Origin of the sequence: Enterobacter mori (assembly GCF_025244905.1) — a bacterium.
GTDB lineage: Bacteria > Pseudomonadota > Gammaproteobacteria > Enterobacterales > Enterobacteriaceae > Enterobacter > Enterobacter mori_A.
In genome coordinates this window covers 232,606-255,405 of the sequence record NZ_CP104285.1, presented here as the reverse complement: position 1 = coordinate 255,405, position 22,800 = coordinate 232,606, and the positions used below count along the sequence as shown (strand labels likewise).

19 protein-coding genes, 1 rRNA gene and 1 riboswitch are annotated in these 22,800 nt (G+C 55.7%); of the genes, 12 read left to right on the top strand and 8 right to left on the bottom strand.

Features of this window, described 5'->3' with window-relative positions; translation table 11 throughout:
* Positions 1 to 138 precede the first annotated feature (138 nt).
* A 16S ribosomal RNA gene (locus tag N2K86_RS01260) occupies positions 139 to 1,680 on the bottom strand.
* A gap of 559 nt (positions 1,681 to 2,239) precedes the next feature.
* On the opposite strand from N2K86_RS01260, the gene purH reads away from it, so the two are divergent.
* Complete coding sequence (gene purH / locus N2K86_RS01255) at positions 2,240 to 3,829, top strand: bifunctional phosphoribosylaminoimidazolecarboxamide formyltransferase/IMP cyclohydrolase (RefSeq protein WP_260660191.1); 1,590 nt, start codon at positions 2,240 to 2,242, stop codon at positions 3,827 to 3,829.
* A gap of 15 nt (positions 3,830 to 3,844) precedes the next feature.
* Positions 3,845 to 5,137 carry a phosphoribosylamine--glycine ligase gene (gene purD, locus N2K86_RS01250; protein ID WP_260660190.1) on the top strand — a complete coding sequence of 431 codons (1,293 nt, stop codon included), beginning with the start codon at positions 3,845 to 3,847 and terminating at the stop codon, positions 5,135 to 5,137.
* A 59-nt stretch (positions 5,138 to 5,196) separates the two neighbouring features.
* Here purD and N2K86_RS01245 read toward each other — a convergent pair whose 3' ends face one another.
* From N2K86_RS01245 to nudC, 6 genes are all read right to left on the bottom strand, one after another.
* Positions 5,197 to 5,889, bottom strand: a complete 693-nt coding sequence (locus N2K86_RS01245) for a DUF1481 domain-containing protein (RefSeq protein ID WP_260661613.1) — start codon at positions 5,887 to 5,889, stop codon at positions 5,197 to 5,199.
* Between the two features lie 11 nt (positions 5,890 to 5,900).
* The gene (gene hupA / locus N2K86_RS01240; protein WP_002445246.1) at positions 5,901 to 6,173 is read right to left on the bottom strand and encodes a nucleoid-associated protein HU-alpha; all 273 of its coding nucleotides are present in this window, start codon (positions 6,171 to 6,173) and stop codon (positions 5,901 to 5,903) included.
* Positions 6,174 to 6,359: 186 nt separating this feature from the next.
* Positions 6,360 to 6,950, bottom strand: a complete 591-nt coding sequence (locus N2K86_RS01235; RefSeq protein WP_260660189.1) for a YjaG family protein — start codon at positions 6,948 to 6,950, stop codon at positions 6,360 to 6,362.
* Positions 6,951 to 6,991: 41 nt separating this feature from the next.
* Positions 6,992 to 7,663: a deoxyribonuclease V gene (gene nfi / locus N2K86_RS01230; RefSeq protein WP_010425928.1), complete on the bottom strand. Its 672-nt coding sequence runs from the start codon at positions 7,661 to 7,663 to the stop codon at positions 6,992 to 6,994.
* Positions 7,664 to 7,672: 9 nt separating this feature from the next.
* Positions 7,673 to 8,737, bottom strand: coding sequence for a uroporphyrinogen decarboxylase (gene hemE, locus N2K86_RS01225; protein WP_260660188.1), 1,065 nt, complete (start codon positions 8,735 to 8,737; stop codon positions 7,673 to 7,675).
* Positions 8,738 to 8,775: 38 nt separating this feature from the next.
* Positions 8,776 to 9,549, bottom strand: a complete 774-nt coding sequence (gene nudC, locus N2K86_RS01220) for an NAD(+) diphosphatase (RefSeq protein ID WP_260660187.1) — start codon at positions 9,547 to 9,549, stop codon at positions 8,776 to 8,778.
* Positions 9,550 to 9,644: 95 nt separating this feature from the next.
* On the opposite strand from nudC, the gene rsd reads away from it, so the two are divergent.
* The 10 genes from rsd to N2K86_RS01170 all read left to right on the top strand — a co-directional run bounded on the left by rsd (position 9,645) and on the right by N2K86_RS01170 (position 18,387).
* On the top strand, positions 9,645 to 10,142 hold the full coding sequence (gene rsd, locus N2K86_RS01215) for a sigma D regulator (protein ID WP_260660186.1): 498 nt from the start codon (positions 9,645 to 9,647) through the stop codon (positions 10,140 to 10,142).
* A 54-nt stretch (positions 10,143 to 10,196) separates the two neighbouring features.
* Positions 10,197 to 10,306: riboswitch (TPP riboswitch) on the top strand.
* A 78-nt stretch (positions 10,307 to 10,384) separates the two neighbouring features.
* The gene (gene thiC / locus N2K86_RS01210) at positions 10,385 to 12,280 is read left to right on the top strand and encodes a phosphomethylpyrimidine synthase ThiC (protein ID WP_260660185.1); all 1,896 of its coding nucleotides are present in this window, start codon (positions 10,385 to 10,387) and stop codon (positions 12,278 to 12,280) included.
* On the top strand, positions 12,280 to 12,915 hold the full coding sequence (gene thiE / locus N2K86_RS01205) for a thiamine phosphate synthase (protein ID WP_260660184.1): 636 nt from the start codon (positions 12,280 to 12,282) through the stop codon (positions 12,913 to 12,915). Before thiC ends, thiE begins: the two co-directional genes overlap by 1 nt.
* On the top strand, positions 12,908 to 13,663 hold the full coding sequence (locus tag N2K86_RS01200; protein WP_260660183.1) for a HesA/MoeB/ThiF family protein: 756 nt from the start codon (positions 12,908 to 12,910) through the stop codon (positions 13,661 to 13,663). The genes thiE and N2K86_RS01200 overlap by 8 nt, the downstream gene beginning before the upstream one ends.
* Positions 13,647 to 13,847: a sulfur carrier protein ThiS gene (thiS, locus tag N2K86_RS01195; RefSeq protein WP_010425940.1), complete on the top strand. Its 201-nt coding sequence runs from the start codon at positions 13,647 to 13,649 to the stop codon at positions 13,845 to 13,847. The genes N2K86_RS01200 and thiS overlap by 17 nt, the downstream gene beginning before the upstream one ends.
* Before the next feature lies 1 nt (position 13,848).
* Complete coding sequence (thiG, locus tag N2K86_RS01190; RefSeq protein ID WP_260660182.1) at positions 13,849 to 14,616, top strand: thiazole synthase; 768 nt, start codon at positions 13,849 to 13,851, stop codon at positions 14,614 to 14,616.
* Positions 14,616 to 15,749 (top strand): 2-iminoacetate synthase ThiH, encoded by a 1,134-nt coding sequence (gene thiH / locus N2K86_RS01185; protein ID WP_260660181.1) that lies wholly within the window; start codon positions 14,616 to 14,618, stop codon positions 15,747 to 15,749. The genes thiG and thiH overlap by 1 nt, the downstream gene beginning before the upstream one ends.
* A 334-nt stretch (positions 15,750 to 16,083) precedes the next feature.
* Entirely contained in the window at positions 16,084 to 17,628 is a 1,545-nt protein-coding gene (locus N2K86_RS01180; RefSeq protein ID WP_260660180.1) for a sensor domain-containing diguanylate cyclase, read from the top strand.
* A gap of 133 nt (positions 17,629 to 17,761) precedes the next feature.
* The gene (locus N2K86_RS01175) at positions 17,762 to 18,070 is read left to right on the top strand and encodes a PTS sugar transporter subunit IIB (RefSeq protein ID WP_010425948.1); all 309 of its coding nucleotides are present in this window, start codon (positions 17,762 to 17,764) and stop codon (positions 18,068 to 18,070) included.
* Positions 18,070 to 18,387: a PTS lactose/cellobiose transporter subunit IIA gene (locus N2K86_RS01170; protein ID WP_119938511.1), complete on the top strand. Its 318-nt coding sequence runs from the start codon at positions 18,070 to 18,072 to the stop codon at positions 18,385 to 18,387. Before N2K86_RS01175 ends, N2K86_RS01170 begins: the two co-directional genes overlap by 1 nt.
* Before the next feature lie 113 nt (positions 18,388 to 18,500).
* Here N2K86_RS01170 and rpoC read toward each other — a convergent pair whose 3' ends face one another.
* Positions 18,501 to 22,724, bottom strand: a complete 4,224-nt coding sequence (gene rpoC / locus N2K86_RS01165) for a DNA-directed RNA polymerase subunit beta' (RefSeq protein WP_042715985.1) — start codon at positions 22,722 to 22,724, stop codon at positions 18,501 to 18,503.
* Positions 22,725 to 22,800 lie beyond the last annotated feature (76 nt).

Here is a 22,800-nt window from a genome sequence, read left to right as displayed (position 1 = left end):
AACTGTGTGTCGTTTCAATTTTCAGCTTGATCCAGATTTTTAAAGAGCAAAACTTCTTAATGCACTCAAAAGTACATTCAGAAGTTCATCATTCATCAGACAATCTGTGTGAGCACTACAAAGGCAGGTTCTTTAAGGTAAGGAGGTGATCCAACCGCAGGTTCCCCTACGGTTACCTTGTTACGACTTCACCCCAGTCATGAATCACAAAGTGGTAAGCGCCCTCCCGAAGGTTAAGCTACCTACTTCTTTTGCAACCCACTCCCATGGTGTGACGGGCGGTGTGTACAAGGCCCGGGAACGTATTCACCGTAGCATTCTGATCTACGATTACTAGCGATTCCGACTTCATGGAGTCGAGTTGCAGACTCCAATCCGGACTACGACGCACTTTATGAGGTCCGCTTGCTCTCGCGAGGTCGCTTCTCTTTGTATGCGCCATTGTAGCACGTGTGTAGCCCTACTCGTAAGGGCCATGATGACTTGACGTCATCCCCACCTTCCTCCAGTTTATCACTGGCAGTCTCCTTTGAGTTCCCGGCCGGACCGCTGGCAACAAAGGATAAGGGTTGCGCTCGTTGCGGGACTTAACCCAACATTTCACAACACGAGCTGACGACAGCCATGCAGCACCTGTCTCAGAGTTCCCGAAGGCACCAATCCATCTCTGGAAAGTTCTCTGGATGTCAAGAGTAGGTAAGGTTCTTCGCGTTGCATCGAATTAAACCACATGCTCCACCGCTTGTGCGGGCCCCCGTCAATTCATTTGAGTTTTAACCTTGCGGCCGTACTCCCCAGGCGGTCGACTTAACGCGTTAGCTCCGGAAGCCACGCCTCAAGGGCACAACCTCCAAGTCGACATCGTTTACGGCGTGGACTACCAGGGTATCTAATCCTGTTTGCTCCCCACGCTTTCGCACCTGAGCGTCAGTCTTTGTCCAGGGGGCCGCCTTCGCCACCGGTATTCCTCCAGATCTCTACGCATTTCACCGCTACACCTGGAATTCTACCCCCCTCTACAAGACTCTAGCCTGCCAGTTTCGAATGCAGTTCCCAGGTTGAGCCCGGGGATTTCACATCCGACTTGACAGACCGCCTGCGTGCGCTTTACGCCCAGTAATTCCGATTAACGCTTGCACCCTCCGTATTACCGCGGCTGCTGGCACGGAGTTAGCCGGTGCTTCTTCTGCGGGTAACGTCAATTGCTGAGGTTATTAACCTCAACACCTTCCTCCCCGCTGAAAGTACTTTACAACCCGAAGGCCTTCTTCATACACGCGGCATGGCTGCATCAGGCTTGCGCCCATTGTGCAATATTCCCCACTGCTGCCTCCCGTAGGAGTCTGGACCGTGTCTCAGTTCCAGTGTGGCTGGTCATCCTCTCAGACCAGCTAGGGATCGTCGCCTAGGTGAGCCGTTACCCCACCTACTAGCTAATCCCATCTGGGCACATCTGATGGCAAGAGGCCCGAAGGTCCCCCTCTTTGGTCTTGCGACGTTATGCGGTATTAGCTACCGTTTCCAGTAGTTATCCCCCTCCATCAGGCAGTTTCCCAGACATTACTCACCCGTCCGCCGCTCGCCGGCAAAGTAGCAAGCTACTTTCCGCTGCCGCTCGACTTGCATGTGTTAGGCCTGCCGCCAGCGTTCAATCTGAGCCATGATCAAACTCTTCAATTTAAGTTTGATGCTCGTGAATTAAACTTCGTAATGAATTACGTATGTTCACTCAGAGACTTGGTATTCATTTTTCGTCTTGTGACGTTAAGAATCCATGTCACTTTGAGTGCCCACACAGATTGTCTGATAAATTGTTAAAGAGCAGCTGCGACGCGCTTTAGCGCTCTGTCGCGAGGTGGCGTATATTACGCTTTCCTCTTTCAGAGTCAACCCGTTATTTCAGGATTTTTCTCTTCAACCGACCGGGTTGTTTGTGAAGTGATTCACATGTTCCGTGTCGATGGAGGCGCATTATAGGGAGTTCTCGCGCCGCCGCAACCGCTAAATGACAGAAAAATGACTGACTGCTGCATTACACAGCAAAACCCCGCCTTATACCTTTTTACACACAGACTTATCCACAATGATACGAAAAAGTGAAAATGTGCGAGCGTTGCGCAAACGTTTTCGTTAAAATGCTCGCGCTTAACAAGGATGCCCCGTCAGGTGTGTTAGATGAGTTTTTCGCAGGAAAATTCATCTAACGCTCTCTGTAATCGTGAAATCCAGGGGATTTACCATGCAACAACGTCGTCCAGTCCGCCGCGCTCTGCTCAGTGTTTCTGATAAAGCCGGTATCGTCGAATTCGCTCAGGCACTTTCTGCACGCGGTGTGGAACTGCTTTCTACAGGCGGTACCGCTCGCCTGTTAGCAGATAAAGGTCTGCCGGTAACCGAAGTGTCCAATTACACCGGTTTCCCGGAAATGATGGATGGACGCGTCAAAACCCTGCACCCGAAAGTGCACGGCGGCATTCTTGGTCGTCGCGGTCAGGACGACGGTATTATGGAACAGCATGATATCGCGCCAATCGACATGGTTGTCGTTAACCTCTACCCGTTTGCCCAGACCGTTGCCCGCGAAGGCTGTTCTCTGGAAGATGCGGTAGAGAATATTGATATTGGCGGCCCGACCATGGTGCGCTCCGCAGCCAAGAACCATAAAGATGTGGCCATCGTGGTAAAGAGCAGCGACTACAACGCCATTATTAATGAGATGGATGCCAACGAAGGGTCACTGACGCTGGACACGCGTTTCGACCTCGCTATCAAAGCCTTCGAACACACCGCCGCGTACGACAGCATGATCGCCAACTACTTCGGTAGCCTGGTACCGGCTTACCACGGTGAAAGCAAAGATCCTTCTGGCCGCTTCCCGCGCACACTGAACCTGAACTTCATTAAGAAGCAGGATATGCGCTACGGCGAGAACAGCCACCAGCAGGCTGCCTTCTATATAGAAGAAGAGGTAAAAGAAGCCTCTGTTGCGACCGCACAGCAGGTGCAGGGCAAAGCCCTCTCCTATAACAATATTGCCGACACCGATGCCGCGCTGGAATGCGTGAAAGAGTTCAGCGAGCCGGCCTGCGTTATCGTCAAGCACGCCAACCCATGCGGCGTTGCGGTGAGCACCTCTATTCTGGATGCCTACGATCGCGCCTACAAAACCGACCCGACTTCCGCATTCGGCGGCATTATCGCCTTCAACCGCGAACTGGATGCTGAAACCGCACAGGCCATCATCTCCCGTCAGTTCGTTGAGGTGATCATCGCGCCATCGGCATCCGAAGAGGCACTGAAAATCACCGCGGCGAAACAGAACGTACGCGTACTGGTTTGCGGCCAGTGGGCAGAACGCGTGCCGGGCCTGGACTTCAAGCGCGTGAACGGCGGTCTGCTGGTTCAGGACCGCGATCTGGGTATGGTGACAGAAGCCGACCTGCGCGTGGTGACCAAACGTCAGCCGAGCGAACAGGAACTGCGTGACGCGCTCTTCTGCTGGAAGGTAGCCAAGTTCGTCAAATCCAATGCCATCGTCTACGCGAAAGAGAACATGACCATCGGGATAGGTGCAGGCCAGATGAGCCGCGTCTACTCCGCGAAAATTGCCGGGATTAAAGCAGGTGATGAAGGGCTGGAAGTGAAAGGTTCCGCCATGGCCTCTGATGCCTTCTTCCCGTTCCGTGACGGTATCGACGCAGCCGCCGCTGTAGGCATCACCTGCGTGATCCAGCCTGGCGGCTCAATCCGCGACGACGAAGTGATTGCCGCCGCCGACGAACACGGCATTGCAATGATCTTCACCGACATGCGCCACTTCCGCCATTAATTCCCGGAGCTGAAAATGAAAGTATTAGTCATTGGTAACGGCGGACGCGAGCACGCTCTGGCGTGGAAAGCGGCGCAGTCCCCGTTAGTGAAAACGGTCTTCGTGGCACCGGGTAACGCCGGTACCGCACTGGAACCCGCGCTGCAGAATGTGGCTATCGGCGTGACCGACATTCCGGCGCTGCTGAGCTTTGCCCAGAATGAGAAAATCGATCTGACGATTGTGGGCCCGGAAGCGCCGCTGGTGATCGGCGTAGTGGATGCCTTCCGCGCCGCGGGCCTGAAAATTTTCGGCCCAACGGAAGGGGCTGCACAGCTGGAAGGCTCAAAAGCCTTCACCAAAGATTTCCTCGCGCGTCATAGCATCCCGACGGCGGAATATCAGAACTTCACCGAGGTAGAGCCTGCTCTGGCTTACCTGCGTGAAAAAGGCGCGCCGATTGTGATCAAAGCCGACGGCCTGGCTGCCGGAAAAGGCGTGATCGTCGCGATGACCCTCGAAGAAGCGGAAGCCGCCGTGCAGGATATGCTGGCAGGCAACGCCTTTGGCGACGCGGGCCACCGTATCGTGATTGAAGAGTTCCTCGACGGCGAAGAAGCGAGCTTTATCGTGATGGTCGACGGCGAGCACGTTCTGCCGATGGCCACCAGTCAGGACCACAAGCGCGTGGGCAATGGCGATACCGGCCCGAATACCGGCGGGATGGGTGCTTACTCCCCTGCTCCGGTAGTGACTGACGAAGTCCACCAGCGCACCATGGATCGCATCATCTGGCCTACCGTGAAGGGAATGGCAGCAGAAGGAAACACCTACACCGGTTTCCTCTATGCGGGTCTGATGATCGATAAGCAGGGCAACCCGAAGGTTATCGAATTCAACTGCCGCTTTGGCGATCCGGAAACGCAGCCCATCATGCTGCGTATGAAATCCGATCTGGTGGATCTGTGTCTGGCGGCCTGCGAAGGCAAGCTCGACGAGAAAACCTCAGAGTGGGACGAGCGCGCGTCTCTGGGCGTGGTGATTGCTGCGGGGGGTTATCCGGGCAACTACAGCACCGGGGATGAAATCCACGGCCTGCTGCTGGAAGAGATTGACGGCGCGAAGGTGTTCCATGCCGGTACGAAGCTGGCCGACGACGATCGCGTCCTCACCAACGGCGGACGCGTGCTGTGTGCAACCGCGCTGGGTCATACCGTGGCAGAGGCGCAGAAACGCGCCTATGCGCTAATGGCGGATATTCACTGGAACGGCAGCTTTAGCCGTCAGGATATCGGCTATCGCGCGATTGCGCGCGAGCAGGGGGAGTAAGGGAGCCGTCTGTTCCCCCCTCACCCTAACCCTCTCCCTCAAGGGAGAGGGGATTTACGTCAAAAACTCTTCTCTGTCGGCTGCCAGGTGCAGAAGTCTTCGTTCGCCACCAGCAGCAGCTGAGAGCCTTCCGGCGCTTCAAGCCACGCCACACTCACTTCCATTGATGAATGACGCTGACGGCGTTGAATGTGTTCGGTTGCCCAGGATTCGAGCTCAGGCTTGACCGTCTGCCCTTCGCAGGTTGTCACCGTCCCATCGGCATGCCAGCGCCCCTGGCGCAGCACAACGCGTCCCAGACGAAGCGCATCGCTGGTCTGGCGGATTTGTTCGGCACGATAACGGTAGAGGGCGATTTGATCGCTGGAAAGCTGCTGTTTTTGATCGCTGACTTCACGCTGCATAAAGCTCAGCTCGCCATGGTCGTCAAAACGCACTTTCACATGTTCGGGGGTCTTGCTGTAGACGTTCAGTTCAATCAGCGACAGGTCATCTCCCTGCCAGCGATATTCCGCCGTCGACGTATTGCCGCTATGCCACGGGCTGAAGGCAGAAAGCAGATGCACTTCGCCGCCGGAATCTTTGCGCCAGATCCTGACCGCGCCCTGGTTGTCCGCGTAACCGCTGGCGGTAAACGGAGGGGGGGAGGAATCGTGGCTACAGGCTGACAGTAACAGCACGCCTGCCAGCGCGAGCGTTCCACGCCAGAATGACAAAAGGGGCGTTGCCGCCCCTTCGTTAAAACTGTTCACTGCCACGCGTCTTACTTAACTGCGTCTTTCAGTGCTTTACCAGAAACAAATGCCGGCACGTTAGCTGCGGCGATTTTGATTTCTTTACCGGTCTGCGGGTTGCGGCCAGTACGCTCAGCGCGGTGGTTCACTTTGAAGGTACCGAAACCAACCAGTTGTACAGCATCGCCTTCTTTCAGAGACTCAGTAATAGCAGCCAGGGTAGATTCCAGAGCAGCTTTAGCCTGCACTTTAGACAGATCAGCCTTGTCCGCAATTACATCAATCAGTTGAGTCTTGTTCATAAGTTATCCTTTCAATGTGTTTATCGCTTGCTAAGCATCGAGTGCGACGAAAATGCCAAAAAAGCACTCTCCTGCATACACGCACCGATAGCCACTTTTTTTCGCCCCCCAAATGTAGACCAGACGGGGGGCAGAAGGGAAGAGTCGAGGAGCGACAAAACAGGCGTTAAATCACGTTTTGTTGTCTCATTGGTTAAAAATTATACCAATATTGCTCTCGCCGGCCTCACGTAAGTCCGCGCGCAGCCCTTTTATCAGCTCGATATCGCGTTCTTCGCACTCTGCCAGCAGGCGGAAAATTTCCCACTGGATGTCCCATTCCTGTTCAACCGCCGGGTTGGCACGCAGCTCTTCGTCGGTCATTTCACGACCTTCCTGGGTCATTTCCAGCATCGCGACGGTGGTAATGGATGCTTTACTGACTTCGATGGCGTGCTCCAGCGTTTCTCCACTCAGACGGGAGTGGATCAGCTCGCTCAAGGCCACGCAGGCATCAATAGCCGGGTAGACACCGTACAGGTCGAAATCATCCGCTACCGGGATCGCCTCTTCCAGCTTTTCAAGCTGAGTGTCAAAGTTCACCTTCGCGTCTTTGACCGTCAGCGTCTCCCAGATTAAATCCAGGATACGACGATAAATCTGGCCTTCGCCAAACGCCGTCTGCTTGCAGAACGCGGCATAGTTGGGATACATGCGCTCGCACAGGCAAGCCATAAACGTCACGTGCTGCCAGCTTTCCAGCTTCTCAAGGCGCAGATGAATCGGGTTTTGTAACATGATGATGTCTCGAATCGAAAATTAGCCGCAGTTTACCTGAATCACGGCTGAATTTCCTGCCAACGAATGAATGCCGGACGCGAGGAGGCGACAGCATCGGCCCAGCGCGTCGGCTCCGGTAAGCGGTAGCCCTTCATGCAGCGCTGTACCCACGCCAGGGCGCTGTCCATGCTCACCCGATGGCCGGTAGCGATAAAGAGCGGGTTACAGCGCGCCTTGCTGCGCCAGACCCACGCTAACTGCTCACCTTTATGGATAAGCGGCGCCAGCGCGCCCGGCTCGGCGGAGAGAGGTTCAAACGCGCCGCACAGGCGTTTCTTGGCAACGCCGATGGTCGGCACATCCACCAGCAGCCCAAAGTGGCTGGCAACGCCTAAACGGCGCGGGTGTGAAATACCGTGTCCATCAACAAACAGCAGGTCAGGTTTTTGCGAGAGTTGCTCCCACGCTGCCAGCAGCGCGGGATATTCGCGAAAGGAGAGAAAGCCCGGTATGTACGGCATGGTGGTCGCGATACGCGCCACCTTGTACTCCACCAGCTCAAGCGAAGGGTATTTCAGTACCACCATCGCCGCTCGCGTCACTTCCCCACCCTGCTCGAATCCGACGTCCGCTCCGCCAATGTACTGCGGGGGATCTTTATCCAGACGATCCTCGCGGATCACCGATGAGGCCAGTTCGATTTGTTGAGCGCGTAGCGACGCGAGATCCATAACCACTCCTTACTTGTGATACTGGGCAGAAAGCCGATGCACCGCCTCCACAAATACGCCAGCGTGTTCTGGCGGCACATCCTGATGAATGCCGTGGCCGAGGTTAAAGACGTGGCCTTCACCCTGACCAAAACCAGACAGTATAGTCGACACTTCTTCTTCAATGCGGGCTGGCTGAGCATAGAGCATGGACGGATCCATATTACCCTGCAGCGCGACTTTGTCGCCCACGCGACGGCGCGCATCGGCGATATCAGTGGTCCAGTCCAGGCCCAGCGCGTCACAGCCGGTCGCCGCCATCGCTTCCAGCCACTGACCGCCACCTTTGGTGAACAGCGTCACCGGCACGCGGCGGCCTTCGTTCTCCCGCAGCAGGCCGTCGACGATTTTATGCATGTAATACAGGGAAAACTGCTGATAATCACGTCCGGTCAGCACGCCGCCCCAGGTATCGAAAATCATCACCGACTGTGCACCGGCTTTAATCTGCGCGTTCAGATAGAGCGTGACGCTCTTCGCCAGCTTGTCGAGCAGCGCATGCAGGGCCAGCGGCTCGGCGTACATCATCTTTTTAATCATGGTGAAGGCTTTGCTGCTGCCCCCTTCAACCATATAGGTCGCCAGCGTCCACGGGCTGCCGGAGAAGCCAATCAGCGGTACTTCACCTTTCAGCTCGCGGCGAATGGTGCGTACGGCGTTCATCACGTAGCCCAGTTCGCCTTCCGGATCGGGGATTGGCAGCTTATCAACGTCAGCTTTGCTCTTAATCGGTGAGCTAAAGCGCGGGCCTTCGCCGGTTTCGAAATAAAGCCCAAGGCCCATCGCATCCGGAATGGTCAGAATATCCGAGAAGAGGATCGCAGCATCCAGCGGGAAGCGGCGCAGCGGCTGGAGCGTCACTTCGCAGGCCAGCTCGGCGTTTTTGCACAGCGACATAAAATCACCCGCCTGCGCGCGCGTGGCTTTATACTCTGGCAGATAGCGTCCCGCCTGGCGCATCATCCACACCGGGGTGACATCAACGGGCTGGCGCAGCAGCGCACGCAGATAACGATCGTTCTTCAGTTCGGTCATTTTTGCAGTTCCTTAAGCGTCATGGCCTCAGTGTAACACTACTCATACTCGGCCCGACACATTGCCACGGTATCTTCTATCAGCCGACGCGCCACCGTACCCGGCGGAGGTAACAGCGGTAAATCGTCATAGCGATACCAGTTCGCTTCCAGCAGTTCTTTCCGATCGATAACGATCTCGCCGCTATCGTATTCGGCCATAAACGCGGTCATCAGCGACATCGGGAACGGCCAGGGCTGGGAGGTGACATAGCGCAGGTTCTTCACCTTAATACTGCTCTCTTCCATCACCTCGCGCGCCACCGCCTGCTCCAGCGTTTCGCCCACTTCGACGAACCCGGCCAGCACGGTGTGAATGCCGTTGCGATGACGAGTATGCTGCGCCAGCAGGATGGAATCCTCCCGGCGGATAGCGACGATAATGCACGGCGCAATTTGCGGATAATAGCGTTCGCGGCAATGGCTGCAGAGCATCGCCCACTCGGTTTTGCTCGGATGCATGGTATGACCGCAGTAGCCGCAGTATTTATGCGAGCGGTAAAACTCCGCCAGCTGCACGCCGCGCCCCGCCAGCTGGAACAGACCGACATCCTGATCCAGCACCTGACGCACAGATCCCATATCCTGATGACGCGCTTGTTGGATCAACCACACCGGCTCGCCCTGCCACTCACCGATCCACAGCGCGGTTTGTCCTACCAGATCGAACGTTTCCGCCGTGCCATGGGGGATTTCACCGGCGGGCAGCCATAATTTTTGTTCGTGACTGACGATCCACCAACCCAGATCTGATTTTTCAATAATACGATCCATATCTATTGCACTACCTTCGCTTCACTGACATGTTGTTAGCATTGTGGTTACATTTTGGATAAGCAGATTCAATCCTAAACCTTGCGGAGTTGACCATGTTAAACCAGCTAGAAAGCCTGACTGAGCGCGTTAGAGGAAGTAACAAACTGGTGGATCGCTGGCTACATGTGCGCAAGCATCTACTCGTGGCTTATTACAATCTGGTCGGTCTTAAGCCTGGCAAAGAATCGTTTATGCGGCTGAATGAAAAAGCGCTGGATGATTTTTGTCAGAGCCTGGTCGACTACCTGTCCGACGGCCATTTCAATATTTATGAACGCATTATCCGCGAAATGGAAGGGACAACACCGTATTTAGCGGCCAGCAAACTCTGTCCGATGCTGGAAGCCAACACCCAGCAGATCATGGATTACTATGATTCCACGCTTGAGAACGCCATCGATCACGATAACTATCTTGAGTTCCAGCAGGCGCTTTCCGACCTTGGCGAAGCGCTGGAAGAGCGATTCACGCTGGAAGATAAGCTGATCGCCCTCGTGCTGGACAATGACTTAAATATCAGCAATGAAGAGAACGTCGCGCGCCCTGCTTGAGTTCTTAATCGTTAACGAGTAATTTACAATCATTCGCCCCTCTCACGAGGGGGATTTTTCTTGTCGGAGTGCCCAGTGTGAAAGCACGGGCTGAGACCGTTAATTCGGGATCCGCGGAACCTGATCAGGCTAATACCTGCGAAGGGAACAAGAGTCACACTGCTGTTGTATCGCCTGAGGGCGATCCTCTCTTGCTTCATCCGTCGTCTGACAAGCCATGTCCTTCACTTTTGGAATGAGCTATGTCTACTGCAAAACTGACCCGCCGCGAACAGCGCGCACAGGCCCAACACTTCATCGACACCCTGGAAGGCACCGCTTTCCCGAACTCCAGACGTATCTACATTTCCGGCTCGCAGGCCGATATTCGCGTCCCGATGCGTGAGATCCAGCTCAGCCCAACGCTTATCGGCGGCAGCAAAGAGAACCCGCAGTTTGAAGACAACGAAGCCGTGCCGGTATACGACACCTCCGGCCCGTATGGCGATCCCGATGTTGCAATTAACGTCCAGCAGGGTCTGGCGAAGCTGCGCCAGCCGTGGATTGATGCGCGTGATGATAGCGAAGCGCTAAACGAGCAAAGCTCTGCTTACACCAAAGAACGCCTGGCCGACGACGGTTTGGACGAGCTGCGATTTACCGGCCTGCTGACGCCAAAACGAGCTAAAGCGGGCAAATGCGTGACCCAGCTGCACTACGCGCGCCAGGGCATCGTCACGCCGGAGATGGAGTTCATTGCCATCCGCGAAAACATGGGGCGCGAGCGCATCCGTAGCGAAATACTGCGCCACCAGCATCCGGGTGAAGGGTTTGGTGCTCGCCTGCCGGAGAACATCACGCCGGAATTTGTGCGTGACGAAGTGGCTGCCGGTCGCGCCATTATCCCCGCCAACATTAACCACCCGGAATCCGAGCCGATGATTATTGGCCGCAACTTCCTGGTGAAGGTCAACGCTAACATCGGTAACTCGGCCGTCACCTCCTCCATCGAAGAAGAGGTGGAAAAGCTGGTCTGGTCCACGCGCTGGGGCGCGGACACGGTGATGGACCTCTCCACCGGCCGTTATATCCACGAAACCCGTGAGTGGATCCTGCGTAACAGCCCGGTACCGATTGGCACCGTACCGATTTATCAGGCGCTGGAGAAGGTCAACGGCATTGCCGAGGACCTCACCTGGGAAGCCTTCCGCGACACGCTGCTGGAGCAGGCTGAACAAGGCGTGGACTACTTCACCATTCACGCGGGCGTGCTGCTGCGCTACGTGCCGATGACGGCGAAACGCCTGACAGGCATCGTCTCCCGCGGCGGTTCCATCATGGCGAAGTGGTGCCTTTCCCATCATCAGGAAAACTTCCTGTACGAACACTTCCGCGAAATCTGTGAAATCTGCGCCGCGTATGATGTCTCTCTCTCGCTGGGCGACGGCCTGCGCCCGGGCTCCATCCGCGACGCCAACGATGAAGCGCAGTTTGCCGAACTGCACACGCTGGGCGAGCTGACCAAAATCGCCTGGGAGTATGACGTGCAGGTGATGATTGAAGGCCCGGGCCACGTGCCGATGCAGATGATCCGCCGCAACATGACCGAAGAGCTGGAGCACTGCCACGAAGCACCGTTCTACACGCTGGGGCCATTGACGACCGACATCGCTCCAGGCTACGACCACTTCACCTCCGGCATTGGCGCGGCGATGATCGGCTGGTTCGGCTGCGCCATGCTCTGCTACGTGACGCCGAAAGAGCACCTCGGCCTGCCAAATAAAGAGGACGTGAAGCAGGGGCTGATCACCTACAAAATTGCCGCCCACGCGGCGGATCTGGCGAAAGGCCATCCGGGCGCGCAAATCCGCGATAACGCTATGTCGAAGGCACGCTTTGAATTTCGCTGGGAAGACCAGTTCAACCTGGCACTGGACCCGTTCACCGCCCGCGCCTATCACGACGAGACCCTGCCGCAGGAATCGGGCAAAGTTGCGCACTTCTGCTCCATGTGCGGGCCAAAATTCTGCTCGATGAAGATCAGCCAGGAGGTGCGCGACTACGCCGCCGCACAAACCATTGAAGTGGGTATGGCGGACATGTCAGAAACCTTCCGCGCCAAAGGCGGCGAAATCTACCTCAAAAAAGAGGAGGCGTAATGTACCAGCCCGATTTTCCCCCGGTGCCCTTCCGCTTAGGGCTTTATCCGGTAGTGGACAGCGTGGAGTGGATAGAGCGTCTGCTGAAGGCTGGCGTTCGCACCCTCCAGCTGCGCATCAAAGATAAACGCGACGAAGAGGTGGAGGCCGATGTGGTCACCGCTATCGTGCTGGGGCGTCGATATAACGCACGCCTGTTTATCAACGACTACTGGCGGCTGGCCGTTAAGCACCAGGCGTATGGCGTGCATCTGGGTCAGGAGGACCTGGAAACAACGGATCTGAGCGCTATCCGCCAGGCTGGCTTGCGTCTTGGCGTTTCAACACACGATGACATGGAGATCGACGTGGCGCTGGCGGCCCGTCCCTCTTACATCGCGCTGGGTCACGTCTTCCCGACGCAAACCAAGCAGATGCCATCCGCACCGCAGGGGCTGACGCAGTTGGCGAGTCACGTTAAACGTCTGGCGGATTACCCCACCGTCGCCATCGGCGGTATCAGCCTCGAACGTGCCCCGTCGGTGCTGGATACCGGCGTCGGCAGTATTGCCGTCGTCAGCGCCATCACCCAGGCCGCAGACTGGCAGACCGCGACCGCACAGCTGTTACAGCTGGCAGGAGCAGGCGATGAATGATCGTGATTTTATGCGCTACAGTCGTCAGATCCTGCTGGAAGATATTGCCATCGACGGACAGCAAAAACTGCTCGCCAGCCGGGTGCTGATTGTCGGTCTGGGCGGACTAGGCGCACCCGCCGCGCTTTACCTGGCAGGTGCAGGTATCGGTACGCTGGTGCTGGCCGACGACGACGATGTCCACCTCAGCAATTTGCAGCGGCAAATTCTCTTTACCACCGAAGATATCGACCAGCCGAAAGCACAGATCACCCGGCAGCGGCTGAACCAGCTTAATCCGGATATCGAGCTGATTGCCCTGCAGGAGCGGCTCAGTGGTGAACGCCTGCAGCGTGAAGTTGCCCTTGCCGATGTGGTGTTGGACTGCACGGACAATATGGCGACGCGTCAGGCTATCAATGCGTCTTGCGTCTCACATAACACGCCGCTTATCACCGCTAGCGCGGTCGGTTTCGGGGGACAAATGATGGTCCTGACGCCTCCGTGGGCGCAGGGGTGCTATCGCTGCCTGTGGCCGGACGATGCCGAGCCTGAACGCAACTGCCGCACCGCAGGCATTCTTGGCCCTGTGGTAGGCGTGATGGGCACGCTGCAGGCACTGGAGGCCATCAAGCTGCTCAACGGCATGGAGACGGAACGCAATACGCTGCGGCTGTTTGATGCCCGCTCCAGCGGCTGGCGCCATCTGGCGTTACATCGCGCCAGCCGCTGCCCGGTATGCGGAGGCCGCGATGCGCATTCTGTTTAACGATGAGCCAATGAAGTGCGATGACGGACTTACCGTTGCCGTGCTGCTCGAAAGGCTGCGCCAGCTCAAGCCGGGAACAGCACTGGCGCTCAATCAACAGATCCTGCCGCGCGAGCAGTGGGAACATCAGCAGGTCAATGAAGGCGACCAGATCCTGCTGTTTCAGGTCATCGCAGGGGGCTGAGATGTTACGTATTGCCGATAAAGTTTTTGATTCGCATCTGTTTACAGGAACCGGAAAATTCGGCTCGCCACAGCTGATGGTGGATGCCATCCGTGAAAGCGGCAGCCAGCTGGTGACGCTGGCGATGAAGCGCGTGGACCTTCGCCAGCATAACGATGCCATTCTTGTGCCTTTGCTGGAGGCAGGCGTTACGCTTTTACCGAATACCTCCGGCGCGAAAACGGCCGAGGAGGCGATTTTCGCCGCACAGCTGGCGCGTGAAGCGCTCGGCACCCGCTGGCTGAAGCTGGAAATTCACCCGGACGCGCGCTGGCTGCTGCCCGACCCGATTGAAACGCTGAAAGCAGCAGAAAAGCTGGTGCAACAGGGATTTATCGTCCTGCCTTACTGCGGCGCCGATCCTGTCCTGTGTAAACGGCTGGAAGAGGTCGGCTGTGCCGCCGTCATGCCGCTGGGCGCTCCCATTGGTTCTAATCAGGGGCTGGAGACGCGCGCGATGCTGGAGATCATCATTGAACAGGCCACCGTACCGGTGGTCGTGGACGCGGGCATCGGCGTGCCCAGCCACGCCGCGCAGGCGCTGGAGATGGGTGCCAGCGCGGTTCTGGTGAATACGGCAATTGCGGTGGCTGACGATCCCGTCACGATGGCGCGCGCGTTCCGCCTGGCGGTGGAGTCAGGTTTACTGGCACGGCAGTCTGGCCCCGGCTCCCGCAGTTTTCAGGCGCAGGCCACCAGCCCGCTGACCGGTTTCCTGGAGGCGCTCTGATGACCACGTTTACCGATCGCTGGCGGCAAATCCACTGGGACGATATTGCCCTGCGCATCAACAGCAAAACGGCGGCGGATGTCGAGCGTGCGTTAAACGCGCGTCATCCGACCCGCGAAGACATGATGGCCCTGCTTTCACCGGCGGCCAGCGGCTACATCGAGCCAATGGCGCAGCGCGCGCAGCGGCTCACCCGCCAGCGATTTGGCAACACGGTGAGCTTCTACGTGCCGCTCTATCTCTCAAATCTGTGCGCCAACGACTGCACCTACTGCGGCTTCTCCATGAGCAACCGCATCAAGCGTAAAACCCTCGATGAAGGTGAGATTGCGCGCGAGTGTGCGGCCATTCGTGAAATGGGCTTTGAGCATCTTCTGCTGGTCACGGGTGAACATCAGGGGAAGGTGGGAATGGACTATTTCCGTCAGCATTTTCCGGCTATTCGCCGTGAGTTTGCGTCGTTGCAGATGGAAGTGCAGCCCCTGTCGCAGGACGAGTACGCAGAACTGAAAACGCTTGGGCTGGACGGGGTCATGGTCTACCAGGAAACTTACCACGAGGCAACGTACGCCCGGCATCACCTGAAGGGGAAAAAGCAGGACTTTTTCTTCCGGCTGGAAACGCCGGACAGGCTGGGACGCGCCGGGATCGACAAAATCGGCCTCGGCGCACTGACAGGGCTTTCAGACAACTGGCGAGTGGATAACTATATGGTGGCGGAACATCTGCTGTGGCTCCAGCAGCATTACTGGCAGAGTCGCTACTCCATCTCTTTCCCCAGATTGCGTCCGTGTACAGGCGGCGTTGAACCGGCCTCGGTGATGGATGAGCGCCAGCTGGTACAAACCATCTGCGCGTTTCGCCTGCTCGCCCCGGACGTTGAATTATCGCTCTCAACGCGTGAATCCCCGGCGTTTCGCGATCGCGTTATCCCGCTTGCGATTAACAACGTCAGCGCGTTTTCCAAAACGCAGCCGGGTGGTTACGCCGACGATCGTTCGGAGCTGGAGCAGTTTGCGCCACACGATGCACGACGTCCGGAAGCCGTCGCTGAAGCGCTGATGGTCCAGGGGCTTCAGCCTGTCTGGAAAGACTGGGACAGCTGGCTGGGACGCGCCTCGCAATTACGTTGAAATGTGCTGTAAATACAGAAAAAAATGACGAGGCGTCTTCAGAGATAAACACCGGGCAGTTGTGAACAGGTGCCCGGTTTTTCTATTCTGCTTTCGTCAGCAACGGATGCTGTCCAGGGCGAAAAGCTTCTTCCTCGTTTCGCCCTGCCTCCGCCCAAACAAAACAAAAGTTGAAAAAATAAAAATAATAAGTAATTCCTTAATGATTCTTAAGATAAATCATCTTGCCTGAAATCCTGTTCCGTATAATTCGCTACTAACCTCAGGACAGCGACTAAGCTGAGAGGACATCGGCAGGCGTAACGTATTCATCATCTGGATTAATCTACAGCTCATGGCACTTCACAGTAAAAAGCTCTCATTCACCCGGCCGATTATGGTCAGCTTTGCGGGGATCCTCTGCAGCTTCGCGCTGATCGCCGTGTTGGTTACGCTTTCTCAGAGAAAGGAATTTCTGGAGGATTATCATAAAATTAATGGCAATTTCACCCATAACCTGGCGGTGAACTATACCGAATCCATCCTGCGTGAAAACGACTATATTCTGGGGCGTGCAGCGATGTATTTTTCGCGCAACGATCGGTTGAATCAGACAGTCAACGCCGATCCGACACAAGGGCTGCAGATGTTAATGCATTTGCAAAACCTGATGCCGACCGTGTCGTCCATCTCTTTGACAGACACGCAGGGGCATTATCTGCGCGCGCCGGAAGTGCTTCCAACGGAAAAGAGCAAGACATTCGACGCGCGAACCCGCCCGTGGTTTATAGGCCAGGCAGAGGCCAGTATCTTTAGCCACTATACCAGCCCCTATATGGACTATTTCACCGACCATCCAACCGTCACCCTCTACAAACCGGTGATTTCCCCCGAAGGCAGGCTGAAGGGAACGCTCGCTTTTCATCTCGATTTGACCTCTATGGGATACACCCTCCGTCAAATGGTGGCACCCGTACAGGGTGAATTTTTCGTCGTCGAACGCGATGGTACCGTGGTACTTCACCCGGACACGGGCGCGCTCTTTAAACCGTACGTCAGCGAAGCGCTGATGGACAAAATGACCAGCGGCGAAGGCCATTTATTCGACCCAAAAAGCAAATCCTGGTATTACTACTACTCCTTCACCAACCCGGATTGGTTTGTTATTTATCGGGTATCCGACGCCACGCTTACCGCCATTACCCGGCACGAAACCGTTGTTGTCAGTTGGGGATTTGCACTAGCGGCCATTATCATCATTCTGTTTGGTTTGTACCTGCGCCATGCTTCCCGTACCGTGCTGATGAATATTATCAACGCCATCAAAACCGGGGATGTCAGCCAGGCCCCGCGCCTTGAGGCGATGCTCAGCCATACCATTCAGTCAAACAAAGAGCGTGAACAGGCCTATGTGCGTCAGGCAACCCATGATGCATTAACGGGCTGTAAAAACCGCCGTGCTTTCGACAACGATGTGGATGAACTGCTGAACGCCCATCAACCTTTCGCGCTGGCCCTGATCGATATCGATAACTTCAAATCCATTAATGACACCTGGGGACACCTGAGCGGCGATATCGTTTTGCGTAACGTTGCCCGCGAGGGGATCCAGATCATGCAGCCCCATCACATCTCTGTTTACCGCTACGGCGGCGAAGAGTTCGCGGTGATCTTCCATACGGAGCCGATCGCTACCGCTCACGCGCTGCTGGAAGCCTGGCGCACCACCGTGGAACGGCGCGTCTGGCGTGAGGAAAACCTGCACGTGACGTTCAGTGCGGGCCTGGGGGAATGGCACTTCGAGCCGCTGGAACACTTTGTAGGCAGCGTCGATGGCGCGCTTTACATGGCAAAACAGCAGGGAAAAAATCGTATCGTTCATACGTCTGACAGTGTGTGACCACAAAATTGTAACCGGTTTCAGAAAAATGCCGATTTCTTTGTGATGCCTGACACACAATCGCGGTAAAGCGGTTGTTGAAGCGGTCTGCACGGGATAATTATCAATAAACACATGTAGATCGAGGCTGATTATGAAGAACATCGTTTTATGCTGTGCAGCGGGAATGTCAACCAGCATGCTGGTTCAACGTATGAAAGATGCCGCGCAGAAAAAAGGGGTTGAAGTCACCATTAAAGCCGTTCCGGTCGCGGAGTTTAAAGACAATATCGCGACGGCCGACATCGTATTGCTGGGGCCACAGGTAAAATACGAGCAGGCGAAACTTCAGGCGCAGGCCGACCCGCTGGGCAAAAAAGTCGCGGTGATCGACATGATGGATTACGGCATGATGAAGGGTGATGCCGTACTGGAAAAAGCGCTCAAGCTGCTGGAGTCATAATGGAAGACTTAGAAACCACAATTATGGAACTGCTGGTGAACGCGGGCGCGGCGCGAAGTGCTGCTCTGACCGCACTGCAGATGGCACGTAAAGGTGACTTTGATGAAGCCGAGAAGGCGATGGAAGAGTCACGCGAATATGTAAAACACGCGCATACGATCCAGACGCAGCTGATTGGTCTTGATGAGGGCACCGGTAAACTCCCGGTTAACCTGATCACCGTCCACTCGCAGGATCACCTGATGAACGCGATGGTCATTCAGGATCTGGCGGGCGATATGATTGAGCTTTATCGACGCATCCCGTTGATAAACTAAAATATCCAGATGAAAAAAACCCGCCGAGGCGGGTTTTTTATTGTCGGGTGGCGCTACGCTTACCCGACCTACGAGGCACATGCCCGGTAATGTTCATCACCGGGCATCAACGATTACTCGTTGTCGGAACCGCCCAGACCTGCGTTCAGCAGTTCTGCCAGGCTCGCGGATGCATCTTCTGCAGTGACCTGCGGTGCAGCTGGCAGTTCGCCCGCAGCACGACGACGCATACGATCCTGGTGGTACGCATAACCGGTACCCGCTGGGATCAAACGACCCACGATAACGTTCTCTTTCAGACCGCGCAGTTCATCACGTTTACCCGCAACAGCCGCTTCGGTCAGGACACGCGTGGTCTCCTGGAACGATGCTGCAGAGATGAAGGACTCGGTTGCCAGAGACGCTTTGGTGATACCCAGCAGATCGCGCGCGAAGGTCGCACCGATTTTGCCGTTCGCTTCCAGATCGCGGTTAGCAATCTTAACGCGAGAGTATTCAACCTGTTCGCCTTCCAGGAACTCGGAGCTGCCTGCGTTTTCGATGGTTGCTTTACGCAGCATCTGACGAACGATAACTTCAATGTGCTTATCGTTAATCTTAACGCCCTGCAGACGGTAAACGTCCTGTACTTCGTTGGTGATGTAACGCGTTACCGCGTGTACGCCACGAAGACGCAGAATGTCGTGCGGTGCTTCTGGACCATCGGAAACCACGTCACCACGTTCTACACGTTCACCTTCGAACACGTTGAGCTGACGCCACTTAGGAATCATCTCTTCGTACGGCTCGCTGCCATCTACCGGGGTGATAACCAGACGGCGTTTGCCTTTGGTCTCTTTACCGAAGGAGATGATACCGCTGATTTCAGCCAGGATTGCAGGCTCTTTCGGACGACGTGCTTCAAACAGATCCGCAACGCGTGGCAGACCACCGGTGATGTCCTTGGTACCGCTGGATTCCTGAGGAATACGCGCCAGAGCATCACCCGCACCGATCTGAATACCATCTTCCAGCTGTACGATCGCTTTACCCGGCAGGAAGTACTGCGCAGGCATGTCGGTACCCGGGATCAGAACGTCGTTACCCTGACCATCAACGATTTTCAGTGCAGGACGCAGATCTTTACCACCGGCAGTACGTTCAGCAGAATCCAGAACCACCAGAGAAGACAGACCGGTCAGCTCGTCGGTCTGACGAGTAATGGTCTGGCCGTCGATCATGTCAGTGAAGCGGATGAAACCACTTACTTCGGTGATAACCGGCATGGTGTGTGGATCCCAGTTTGCAACGGTTTCACCGCCGGCAACCTGCTCGCCATCACCTTTCGCCATAACCGCACCGTAAGGCACTTTATAGCTCTCTTTGGTACGACCGAATTCGTCGATCAGCTTCAGCTCGGTGTTACGAGAGGTCACAACCAGCTTGCCTGCGGAGTTAACAACAGACTTCGCGTTGCTGAGCTTGATGCTACCTTTGTTTTTCACCTGGATGCTGGATTCAGCAGCCGCACGAGATGCCGCACCACCGATGTGGAACGTACGCATCGTCAGCTGTGTACCCGGCTCACCGATGGACTGTGCCGCGATAACGCCGATTGCTTCGCCTTTGTTGATGATGTGGCCACGCGCCAGGTCACGACCGTAGCAGTGCGCACATACACCAAAGTCGGTGTCACAAGATACAACGGAACGTACTTTCACGGAGTCAACAGAGTTCGCTTCCAGCAGGTCACACCAGTGCTCGTGCAGCAGCGTGTTGCGTGGAACCAGAATGTCTGCCGTACCCGGCTTCAGAATGTCTTCCGCGGTCACACGACCCAGCACGCGATCGCGCAGTGGCTCTTTAACATCACCACCCTCGATAACCGGGGTCATGGTGATACCTTCGAGGGTGCCACAATCGTCTTCGGTCACAACCAGATCCTGCGCAACGTCAACCAGACGACGCGTCAGATAACCGGAGTTCGCGGTTTTCAGTGCGGTATCCGCCAGACCTTTACGAGCACCGTGTGTGGAGATGAAGTACTGGAGTACGTTCAGACCTTCACGGAAGTTCGCGGTGATTGGCGTTTCGATGATGGAGCCATCTGGCTTCGCCATCAGACCACGCATACCTGCCAGCTGACGAATCTGTGCTGCAGAACCACGCGCACCGGAGTCGGCCATCATGTAGATGCTGTTGAAGGAAACCTGCTGCTCTTCGACGCCGTCACGGTTAATCACGGTTTCGGTCTGCAGGTTATCCATCATCGCTTTGGATACACGATCGTTCGCCGCTGCCCAGATATCGATAACTTTGTTATAGCGTTCGCCTGCGGTTACCAGACCAGACTGGAACTGCTCCTGGATCTCAGCAACTTCGGCTTCCGCTTCAGAGATGATCTCGTGTTTCTTCTCTGGGATGACCATGTCATCGATACCAACAGATGCACCTGAACGCGCTGCATAAGCAAAGCCGGTGTACATTGTCTGGTCAGCGAAGATTACGGTCGGCTTCAGACCCAGAATGCGGTAACAGGTGTTCAGCATTTTGGAGATCGCTTTCTTGCCCAGCGCCTGGTTGACGATGGAGAAAGGCAGACCTTTCGGTACGATCATCCACAGAATCGCACGGCCAACGGTCGTGTCTTTCAGGCTGGTTTTCGCAACGAACTCGCCGTTTTCATCTTTTTCGTATTCGGTGATACGCACTTTAACGCGCGCATGCAGAGAGGCCAGGCCAGCGCGATAAATACGCTCAGCTTCTTTCGGGCCAGTCAGCACCATGCCTTCGCCTTTGGCGTTAACACAGTCACGGGTCATGTAGTACAGACCCAATACAACGTCCTGAGAAGGAACGATAATTGGTTCACCGTTCGCTGGAGACAGGATGTTGTTGGTAGACATCATCAGCGCACGCGCTTCGAGCTGGGCTTCCAGCGTCAGCGGTACGTGAACAGCCATCTGGTCACCATCGAAGTCGGCGTTATAAGCCGCACAAACCAGCGGGTGCAGCTGGATAGCTTTACCTTCGATCAGGACTGGCTCAAATGCCTGGATACCCAAACGGTGCAGGGTTGGTGCACGGTTCAGCAGTACCGGGTGTTCGCGGATAACTTCGTCCAGGATATCCCAAACGACAGCTTCTTCACGCTCAACCATTTTCTTAGCGGCTTTGATGGTGGTGGCGAGGCCACGCAGTTCCAGCTTGCCGTAGATGAACGGTTTGAACAGCTCCAGTGCCATTTTCTTCGGCAGACCGCACTGATGCAGACGCAGGTATGGACCTACGGTGATTACAGAACGACCGGAGTAGTCAACACGCTTACCGAGCAGGTTCTGACGGAAACGACCCTGCTTACCTTTGATCATGTCGGCCAAAGATTTCAGAGGACGTTTGTTAGAACCGGTGATCGCACGACCGCGACGACCGTTATCCAGCAGGGCATCTACCGCTTCCTGCAGCATACGTTTTTCGTTGCGTACGATGATGTCCGGCGCAGCCAGATCCAGCAGACGCTTCAGACGGTTGTTACGGTTGATAACGCGACGATACAGATCGTTCAGATCGGACGTTGCGAAACGACCACCATCCAGCGGTACCAGTGGACGCAGATCTGGCGGCAGAACCGGCAGAACGGTCAGGATCATCCACTCTGGCTTGTTGCCAGACTGAACGAACGCTTCCAGCAGTTTGATACGCTTGGTCAGCTTTTTACGCTTGGTTTCGGAGTTAGTTTCGTTCAGCTCTTCACGCAGCTGCTCGCACTCTTGCTCCAGATCCATGCTCTTCAGCAGGGCCTGGATAGCTTCCGCACCCATCTTCGCGTCGAATTCGTCACCGAACTCTTCCAGCGCGTCCAGATACTGTTCTTCGGTCAGAATCTGGTTACGCTCCAGGTTCGTCATACCGCCTTCGATCACAACATAAGATTCGAAGTACAGAACACGTTCGATATCGCGCAGCGGCATATCCAGCAGCAGGCCGATACGGGACGGCAGAGATTTCAGGAACCAGATGTGGGCAGTCGGAGACGCCAGCTCGATGTGGCCCATACGCTCACGGCGTACTTTAGTCTGGGTCACTTCAACGCCGCACTTCTCACAGATCACACCACGGTGTTTCAGGCGCTTGTACTTACCGCACAGGCACTCGTAATCTTTTACTGGCCCGAAAATACGCGCACAGAAAAGGCCGTCACGCTCAGGTTTGAACGTACGGTAGTTGATGGTTTCCGGCTTTTTAACTTCACCGAAAGACCATGAACGGATCATGTCTGGCGAAGCCAGAGCAATTTTGATCGCATCAAACTCTTCGGTTTTAGTCTGCGCTTTCAGAAACTTTAATAAATCTTTCACGGATTTGCTCCCGTCGGAGTTAGCACAATCTGGTGTCGGGGGTTAACCCGACACCAGTGACCTGTTTGAGCGAGAA

Coding starts and splice junctions, on each gene's coding strand:
- purH (WP_260660191.1), top strand. CDS start 2,240: ATGCAACAACGTCGTCCAGTCCGCCGCGCTCTGCTCAGTGTTTCTGAT.
- purD (WP_260660190.1), top strand. CDS start 3,845: ATGAAAGTATTAGTCATTGGTAACGGCGGACGCGAGCACGCTCTGGCG.
- hupA (WP_002445246.1), bottom strand. CDS start 6,173: ATGAACAAGACTCAACTGATTGATGTAATTGCGGACAAGGCTGATCTG.
- N2K86_RS01235 (WP_260660189.1), bottom strand. CDS start 6,950: ATGTTACAAAACCCGATTCATCTGCGCCTTGAGAAGCTGGAAAGCTGG.
- nfi (WP_010425928.1), bottom strand. CDS start 7,663: ATGGATCTCGCGTCGCTACGCGCTCAACAAATCGAACTGGCCTCATCG.
- hemE (WP_260660188.1), bottom strand. CDS start 8,737: ATGACCGAACTGAAGAACGATCGTTATCTGCGTGCGCTGCTGCGCCAG.
- nudC (WP_260660187.1), bottom strand. CDS start 9,549: ATGGATCGTATTATTGAAAAATCAGATCTGGGTTGGTGGATCGTCAGT.
- rsd (WP_260660186.1), top strand. CDS start 9,645: ATGTTAAACCAGCTAGAAAGCCTGACTGAGCGCGTTAGAGGAAGTAAC.
- thiC (WP_260660185.1), top strand. CDS start 10,385: ATGTCTACTGCAAAACTGACCCGCCGCGAACAGCGCGCACAGGCCCAA.
- thiE (WP_260660184.1), top strand. CDS start 12,280: ATGTACCAGCCCGATTTTCCCCCGGTGCCCTTCCGCTTAGGGCTTTAT.
- N2K86_RS01200 (WP_260660183.1), top strand. CDS start 12,908: ATGAATGATCGTGATTTTATGCGCTACAGTCGTCAGATCCTGCTGGAA.
- thiS (WP_010425940.1), top strand. CDS start 13,647: ATGCGCATTCTGTTTAACGATGAGCCAATGAAGTGCGATGACGGACTT.
- thiG (WP_260660182.1), top strand. CDS start 13,849: ATGTTACGTATTGCCGATAAAGTTTTTGATTCGCATCTGTTTACAGGA.
- thiH (WP_260660181.1), top strand. CDS start 14,616: ATGACCACGTTTACCGATCGCTGGCGGCAAATCCACTGGGACGATATT.
- N2K86_RS01180 (WP_260660180.1), top strand. CDS start 16,084: ATGGCACTTCACAGTAAAAAGCTCTCATTCACCCGGCCGATTATGGTC.
- N2K86_RS01175 (WP_010425948.1), top strand. CDS start 17,762: ATGAAGAACATCGTTTTATGCTGTGCAGCGGGAATGTCAACCAGCATG.
- N2K86_RS01170 (WP_119938511.1), top strand. CDS start 18,070: ATGGAAGACTTAGAAACCACAATTATGGAACTGCTGGTGAACGCGGGC.